The sequence below is a fragment of the Streptomyces silvae genome (assembly GCF_016745505.1).
In the GTDB taxonomy this organism is placed as follows: Bacteria; Actinomycetota; Actinomycetes; order Streptomycetales; family Streptomycetaceae; genus Streptomyces; species Streptomyces silvae.
Genome location: NZ_JAERUC010000102.1, coordinates 52,027 through 59,674 on the forward strand (window position 1 = coordinate 52,027; position 7,648 = coordinate 59,674).

Below are 7,648 nucleotides of genomic sequence, written 5' to 3' on the forward strand. Positions count from 1 at the left end.
CCTGTCGGACCGGCCGCCGGCCGGTCCGGGATCCGGGGCGGTTCACTCGGTCTCCTTCAGCCGTGCGGCCACCTGGTCCACCGCGTCGGTGGTGCTGACGACGGCGGGATCGAGGCCTTCGACGACCACCCGGTCGAAGATCTCCCGCACCACCAGGGACTTGGCCCGGTGCACATCGGCGTCCGGCACTCCGGCGTCCATCAGCAGAAGGCTGAAGGAGGACGTCGTCCCCGACCCCTCGTGCACCCCGAGCTTCGGCCGGTTGACCGTCTCCTGGGGGAGCAGAGCGCTCATCGCCTCGCGCAGGACCCATTTGTCGCGGCCGTAACGGCGTTTGAGTCCGGCCTCCAGCGACACCAGCAGGTCCAGGACGTCGCGGTCCCAGTACGGGTGCGTCGACCAGTGGCCCTGGATGCCGGAGAGCACCGGAGTCATCTCGTTGAGGCCGTCGAAGGTGGCCATGTCGTACGCCACCGCCGTGTCCAGCTGGGGCAGCCGGTCCTCCCGGTGCATGCCGGCGAGCGGGATGTCGGCCCCGTAACCGGTGAGTATCCGGCGGGGCGGCCCGTCGAGCGCCCGGTACAGGGCGGTGAGCGGGAGCAGGTACTCGATGATGTCCGGGTCGACGGACTCGGACGCCCAGACCGCGTAGGGGAGCTGGCCGAGGAGGTCCGCGGTCGGGACGGTGATCTCCCGGTGGGCGGAGCCGAGATGGCCGGCGACCACGCGGGCCTCGGCGAACTCGTCCGCGGTGTCCGTCCCCATGGACAGGGTGTCCAGGGGGCCGCGTGTGTGTGCGGCGGCGAGCGCGGCGACCCCGGAGGAATCGATACCTCCGGAGAGTACGACCAGCGGCGTCGTGCCGCCGGCCGTACGTGCCCTGACGGCCCGTTCCAGCGTCGTGCGCACGGCGGCGGTCGCCTCCGCCTCCGACATGACCCGCCGTGACAGCGGAGGTGCCCAGGTCCGCGAGGTGACGGCGGTTCCGGTCCGTACGTCGAGGTCCAGGACCGTTCCGGCGGGCACCTGGTGGACACCCGGCACCCGTCGGACCCTGGGCGCGTCGGCGACGGGCCGCCCGGCCGGCGGGGTGTCGGCCGTCGACGGGACGAGGGCCTTGATCTCCGTGGCGGCGAGGACGCGCCCCGGCGCCGGGAGGGTGTAGAGCGGTACGGAACCCGCGTGGTCGGTGGCCAGCAGCACCCGGTTCCCGAGCGCGGCGGCCGCCGCGAACCGGCCGTTGAGCAGCCGGAACGCGTGCAGGTCGTACACGCCCAGGAGAGCGCGCACGAGCTGCGCGTCCGTGCGGACGTCGCTGCCGGACGGGAGGAGGGTGAGCAGCTCCTCCCTGTTGTACAGCTCGCCCGCCAGGACGAGCGCCGTGTCGCCGAAGCGGGCCACGGCGTCCTCGGCGGAACCCGAGTGGACGAGCACGGCGTCGAGGGTCTGGGTGCGGAGGGCTTCGGCCGTGGACTCATGGGCGCCCAGGGTGGCGAAGACGGGCCCCGGGGCCCGGCCCACGCCCTGTCGGGCGGAGACCAGGAACCCCGTGGCCGCGGGGAGTGTGGGTGTCATGATCAGATGCTCAGGGCACCGAAGCCGCCGGACGTGAAGTCGTAGTTCACCGGGACCTCGATCAGGAACGGCCGGCCGAGCCCCGCTCCCTTGCGCAGGGCGGCGAGCAGGTCCTCACGCGTACCGGCCTTGACGGCCTCGACGCCGTTGGCGCGGGCGAGTTCGGTGAAGTCCACCCCGGTGAACTTGACGGCCGGGTCGTGGGAGCGCTGGTGGCCCAGGTTCTGGTAGAGCTCGATCAGCCCGTTGGTGTCGTTGTTGACGACGACCGTCACGATGGGCAGGTTGAGCCGCGCGATCGTCTCCAGGTCGGCGCTGTTGGAGTGGAAGCCGCCGTCGCCCGCGATGAGGAAGGTGGGCTGACCGGGGCGGGCCATCTGCGCGCCGATGGCAGCGGGGATGCCGTAGCCGAAGCTGGAGCAGCCGGCGGAGGTCAGGAAGCCGAAGGGCTGGTCGGCGCGGGCGAAGAGCACCCCGTAGTGCCGGAAGAACCCGATGTCCGAGACGATCGTGCCCTCACCGGGGGCGGCCATCTCCGCCATGACCGTGTTCATGGAGTCCATCACCTGGTGCACCCGCATGCCGTCGTCGTACTCGGTGGGGTCGGCCAGGAACTCCGCGACCCGCTCGCGGAGCGGGGCGATGTCGTGGGGCGTCTTCTTCGCGACCTCGGCGGTGGCGGAGTCCAGGTGCTCGACGAAGGCCAGCACGTCGGTGACGACGTCGACGTCCGGGCGGTAGACCCGGGGGATCGGGTTCACCGTCGGGGAGATGCGAACGGTCTGCTTCTCGCCGCCGCGGTCCCACATCGACGGACGCAGGTCCTCGGCGTAGTCGTACCCGAGCGTCACGATCACGTCGGCGGGACCGAAGAGGGTCTCGAGGGCGGGGAAGGACAGGATGCCGTCCATGTAACCGGTGACCGCACCGTAGTTGAGGTGGTGGCCGTGCGGCAGGACGCCCTTGGCGATGTACGTGGTGATGACGGGGACGTCCAGGCGCTCGGCCAGGGCCCGGATCGCGGGGACGGCGCCGGAGCGGATGGCCGCCGCGCCGACGACGAACACCGGGTGCTCGGCACCGGCGACCAGGGCGGCGGCCTTGTCGGCGGCGGCCTGCCAGTCGGCGTGGACGGCCCCGACCGGCTTGGCCGGGGTGTGCGCGGCCGGGTGCGTGACCGAGGCGTCGATGTCGGCGCCGAGCAGGTCGACCGGGATGGAGATGAAGCTGGGGCCCACGGGCTCGGTCATCGCCGCGGCGACGGCGGAGTCCACCAGGTCGGTGATCTCGTCGGGGCGCTGGAGCTCGACCGCGTACTTCGTCATGGGGCGCATGACGGAGACGGAGTCCAGGCACTGGTGCGTGTCGTTGGGGAAGATGTCGTGCGACTCGGACTGCGCGGCCAGCGCGATGACGGGCGAGCGGTCCAGGATCGAGGTCGCCACGCCGGTGGCGAGGTTCGTCATGCCGGGACCGAGCGTGGCCCAGCAGGCCTGCGGCCGGCCGGTGATGCGGGCCAGGACGTCGGCCGCGACACCGGCCGTGAACTCGTGCCGGGTGAGCACGAAGTCGATCCCCGGCGCCTCGTCGAAGAGGATGGAGGCGGCTTCGCGGCCCACGACGCCGAACACCGTCTCCACTCCGTGCTCGTGGAGACGCTTGAGCAGTGCGTGTGCGGCCGTGGGGTTGCCACTGGGCTTGGTCGATACACGGGACATACGGCGTCGTCTCCAGGATGTCGACGGGAAGCGGAATGCCGTCACCGTGCCGGTGGGATCTCTCCACCGCCTCTCCAGCGCCTATCCGACCGCGCTGTAGTGCACTTCGAGGCGGCGGGCTTCCGGTTCCGGTCCTGCGCGCGCACCTTCTGTGATAGATGAATAGACATACAGTCCGGTGCATAAAGAAGTACAGAGGGAAGAAGGCGATCATGACCGGTACGACGGACCGGGACCCCGAGGGGTTCGTGGTGCACACCGCTCCCGCAGGTCTCTCGGACGACGGGCGGGACGACTTCACGGTGCTGGCATCGACCGTTCCCGCCCAGGTCAGCGCGGTGTTCACCAAGTCCCGCTTTGCCGGGCCGAGCGTGGTGCTCAGCCGGGCGTCGGCGGCCGGCGGGCAGGCGCGCGGGGTCGTGGTCCTCGCCCGCAACGCGAATGTCGCCACCGGCGCGGAGGGCGAGAGCAACGCCCGGGAGGTACGGGACAGCGTGGCCGCGGCCACCGGGATCCCGGAGGACGACCTGCTGATCGCCTCCACCGGGGTGATCGGCCTGCAATACCCCATGGAGCAGATCCGCGCCCACATCAAGACGCTCGCGTGGCCCTTTCCGGACGGCGGGTTCGACCGCGCGGCGCGGGCCATCATGACGACCGACACCCGGCCGAAGGAGGTCAGGGTGCGCTGTGGCGCGGCGACGCTCGTCGGCATCGCCAAGGGCGTCGGCATGCTCGAACCCGACATGGCGACACTGCTGACCTTCTTCGCCACCGACGCACGGCTGCCCGGGGACGAGCAGGACCGCATCTTCCGCAGCGTCATGGACCGGACCTTCAACGCGGTGTCCATCGACACCGACACGTCGACCAGCGACACGGCAGTGCTCTTCGCCAACGGGCTGGCCGGCGAGGTGGATCCGGCGGAGTTCGAGGAGGCGCTGCACGAAGTGGCCCTCGCCCTGGTGAAGAACATCGCGTCCGACGGTGAGGGGGCCAGCAAGCTGATCGAGGTGCGGGTCACGGGGGCCCGGGACGCGGCCCAGGCCAAGCGTGTCGGCAAGACCGTGGTCAACTCGCCGCTGGTCAAGACCGCGGTGCACGGCAGCGACCCCAACTGGGGGCGGGTGACGATGGCGATCGGCAAGTGCACCGACGACACCGACATCCTCCAGGAGAACGTCACCGTCGACTTCGGCGGGATCTCGGTCTACCCGCAGCGCTCGGACGGTCCCGGGGACGCCGAGCTGCGCAAGGCCGTTGCCGGGCACATGAGTGGCGGCGAGGTCCTCATCGGCATCGGACTGGGCATCGGGGAAGGGGAGTTCACCGTCTACGGCTGTGACCTGACGGAGGGGTACGTACGGCTGAACTCCGAGTACACCACCTGACGCGCCCCGGCCCGCTGACTCAAATGCGCCGCCACCTCACATCTGCTCCGTAGGGTGACAGATGATCAGCACAACGTGAACGAGGTGGCGCATGAGTCAGTCGCGAAGGTCGGTTCTCCAGGGTGCGCTGGGAGCGGGGGCGGCGGGGCTGCTCGTCGGTGGCGCCGCCCCGCTGCCGGCCGCCCGTCCCCGTGCGGCGAAGGGGGTCGAGCTCGGGATGCGCTGGCTGGGCGTCGCGGGCTGGGAGCTGACCTTCGCCGGCCGCAGCGTGCTCTTCGACCCGTACCTGAGCCGCATGCCGTACGCAGGCGCGGACGGCGCGCTCGATCCGGCGCTGCCCCTGCGCCCGGACCCGGAGGCGGTGGAGCACGTGGCGGAGAAGGTGCTCACGGGCGTACCGGAGCTGATTCTGGTCAGTCACGGGCACTTCGACCATCTCGCCGACGTGCCGCACCTGTTGTCGCGGCCGGGATGGAGCGGCCGGCGTGTGCGGACCCTCTGTGACGGCACGTCACGCCATCTGCTCGGAGCGATGGGGGTGCCCGCGTCCCGCATGGCGGACGTGGTGGCGGTGACCGGGGGTGACCATCTCCAGTTCGACGGGTACAGCGTCGAGGTGTTTCGCAGCCTGCACAGCCGGCAGCAGGACTACACCTCGTTCGCCCCCGGCACCCGGGACGCCGTCCCGGAGCGGCCGCGGACCCTCGGTGACCTGGTCGAGGGGCGGACGCTGGCGTTCCAGCTGTCCGTGGAGGGGGGCCCTTCGGTGCTGCTGACCGGCACCAGCAACGTCGCCGAGCGTGAACTCGCGGGCGCCCGGCCCGATGTGGCGGTGGTCGGCATGAGCGGGCACGAGGCCGTTCACGGCTATCCGGACCGGCTGCTGGCCGCTCTGGGGTCACCCTCCCTGCTCCTGCCGTGTCACCACGACGACATGGTGACCCCCCTCGGCGCCTCCGGGATCTCCGGCACGGTGTCCTCCGGGGCGGTGACCGCGCTCAAGCAGGCCGCCGAACGGCAGGCGCGGGGTGGCGGAACGCGCGTGCTGGCCCCCCGCCATCTGGAGCTGCTCGACGTCACCGCACCGGCGTCCACCTGACCGGTCTCCCACACCTCGGGCGGTGCGCGCCCGGACCTCGAATCCTCCGGCGGTGGGGGTGTGGCCCCGGGAGGCGTCCGCGCCAGCGCTATGAGGCCGGGCGTCGCGTTTCGGTGCCTCCGGCGTCCCGCTCCGGCCTGCCTGTGCGCGGGTTTCCGCCATCACTGGTCTAGTCCACTGAGGTGATGTGCGGGAGGCGGGATCGATGCGCTGGGTAATCACACTCTCCACACGTGTTCCCCATTCTCTTCACAGTGGACGCACATATTCCGCAAGGGCGCTGCGTTCCGGGGGGTCGTGCCCGACCGTGCGCGGGACGCCGGGGGGCGCCGTGATTACTCCGCGCGATCCGTGATCATGTATTCCTGGCCGCTGGCCCCCATGGGCGTAATCCTGGAATTCTCTTTACGTTCGCTTGGGGGCTCCTCGATGCGATGGTTTTCAGCCCCACCCCCCAGGGCCTCGTTGACGCCACGAGGTTGGCTTATTACTGTCCCGAATTGACGGGACGGGAGCTCACTACGCGCGTAGCGACCGCAGTCGTAATCACTGCTTTCGCTCCATCGGCCGGCGCATCACGTGTCCTGGCGTTGCATAAATCCAGCAGTTCATGGCGCGCAGAGGGCCATGGACAGGCAGAACGGGAGACCCCCCAGTGGTCGGCGTGCAGATTCGTATATTGGGTCCGATCTCCATGATGTCCCGGAAGGTCCCGGTCCCCCTCGCCGGGCAGCGGCAGCTCCGGGTTCTCACCGCCCTCGCACTTGCGTCGGGCAGGACCGTCAACACTCCCGAACTCATCACCCAACTCTGGGGCGAGAACCCGCCCCGGACCGCCTCTGGACAGCTGCAGACGAGTGTGTGGATGATCCGCCGCTCGCTCGCCTCGATCGGCGCACCGCAGGAAACCGTCCGGTCGACGGATTCCGGTTACCAGCTGGACCCCGACCTGTGCGAAATCGACAGCGATATCTTCCGGCGCAATGTCGCCACGGCGAAGGGGCTGGTGCGTGCGAAGCTCGAGGAGCAGGCGCTGGACCTCCTCAAGGAAGCACTCGCCCTCTGGCGGGGCCCCGCCCTGGCCACGATATCGAGCAGTGCGCTGCAGACCCGCGCCGCCCGGCTGGAAGAGGAGCGTATCGCCGCACTGCAGCAGCGTATTTGCCTGGAAATCGGTCTGGGTCAATACGAAGAGGCCATCGTCGAGCTCACCGACCTCATTGTGCTGCATCCCCTCAGGGAAGAGCTGTACGCGCATTTGATGCGGGCGCTCTATCTCTCCGGGAGACAGGCCGACGCCCTCGCGGTATTCCGAAGAGCCCGCACCACGCTCACCGACGAACTGGGCATCTACCCCGGCCCCAGGCTGACCACACTGGAGCGCGCGATCCTGTGCCAGGACGCCGACATGCTCTCCGCCGTGCCGGGTATGGCCGTGCGCTGAGAAGGCCCGTCCATGACCGCGCTCCCCGGCCTCTGTGCCGGGGAGCGCGGTGGTGTGTCACGGGAAGGAGCGGGAGGCGCCCTCGCGCGTCACGGCCCGAAGCCCGTCCACGCGACGACCATGGCGCCGCCCAGGACGACGACCTGCACGGCCAGCGTGGTCCAGGCCCGCACGGCGGTCGCGACGCCGGCCGAGACCAGCAGGCAGACCAGGCACACCTGCGCCGCGACGGAGGCCTCGCGGCCGATCGCCGTACGGTCCGGACTGCCCGTCAGGCCGCCCGAGACGACCACCCCGAAGAGCAGGAACGCCAGCAGGACCGCGTCCAGAAGGAGCAGCAGCAGGGCCGCTCCGATGTCGCCACGACGGGACACCCGTCTCATCGCCACCTCCTGTGGTGCGGGCGTGCCCTCCCCGCGGG

Annotated in this window: 6 protein-coding genes; 3 read left to right on the top strand and 3 right to left on the bottom strand. The window is 70.4% G+C overall.

The features are described from left to right. Positions 1–42: 42 nt before the first annotated feature. Together JKV81_RS15950 and JKV81_RS15955 are read right to left on the bottom strand one after the other, a co-directional pair. Complete coding sequence (locus JKV81_RS15950; RefSeq protein WP_202076443.1) at positions 43–1,578, bottom strand: asparagine synthase-related protein; 1,536 nt, start codon at positions 1,576–1,578, stop codon at positions 43–45. Further along, entirely contained in the window at positions 1,578–3,293 is a 1,716-nt protein-coding gene (locus JKV81_RS15955; protein ID WP_129259839.1) for a thiamine pyrophosphate-binding protein, read from the bottom strand. The genes JKV81_RS15950 and JKV81_RS15955 overlap by 1 nt, the downstream gene beginning before the upstream one ends. Positions 3,294–3,505: 212 nt before the next feature. Here JKV81_RS15955 and argJ point away from each other — a divergent pair, with 212 nt between their 5' ends. From argJ to JKV81_RS15970, 3 genes are all read left to right on the top strand, one after another. Next, positions 3,506–4,684, top strand: coding sequence for a bifunctional glutamate N-acetyltransferase/amino-acid acetyltransferase ArgJ (argJ, locus tag JKV81_RS15960; protein WP_129259840.1), 1,179 nt, complete (start codon positions 3,506–3,508; stop codon positions 4,682–4,684). Positions 4,685–4,775: 91 nt separating this feature from the next. Then, positions 4,776–5,783 carry an MBL fold metallo-hydrolase gene (locus JKV81_RS15965; RefSeq protein ID WP_129259841.1) on the top strand — a complete coding sequence of 336 codons (1,008 nt, stop codon included), beginning with the start codon at positions 4,776–4,778 and terminating at the stop codon, positions 5,781–5,783. A 664-nt stretch (positions 5,784–6,447) separates the two neighbouring features. Next, on the top strand, positions 6,448–7,227 hold the full coding sequence (locus JKV81_RS15970; protein WP_261988106.1) for an AfsR/SARP family transcriptional regulator: 780 nt from the start codon (positions 6,448–6,450) through the stop codon (positions 7,225–7,227). 89 nt (positions 7,228–7,316) lie between these two features. Here JKV81_RS15970 and JKV81_RS15975 read toward each other — a convergent pair. Further along, on the bottom strand, positions 7,317–7,648 hold a 332-nt coding region (locus JKV81_RS15975; protein WP_236056784.1), incomplete at its 5' end, for a hypothetical protein.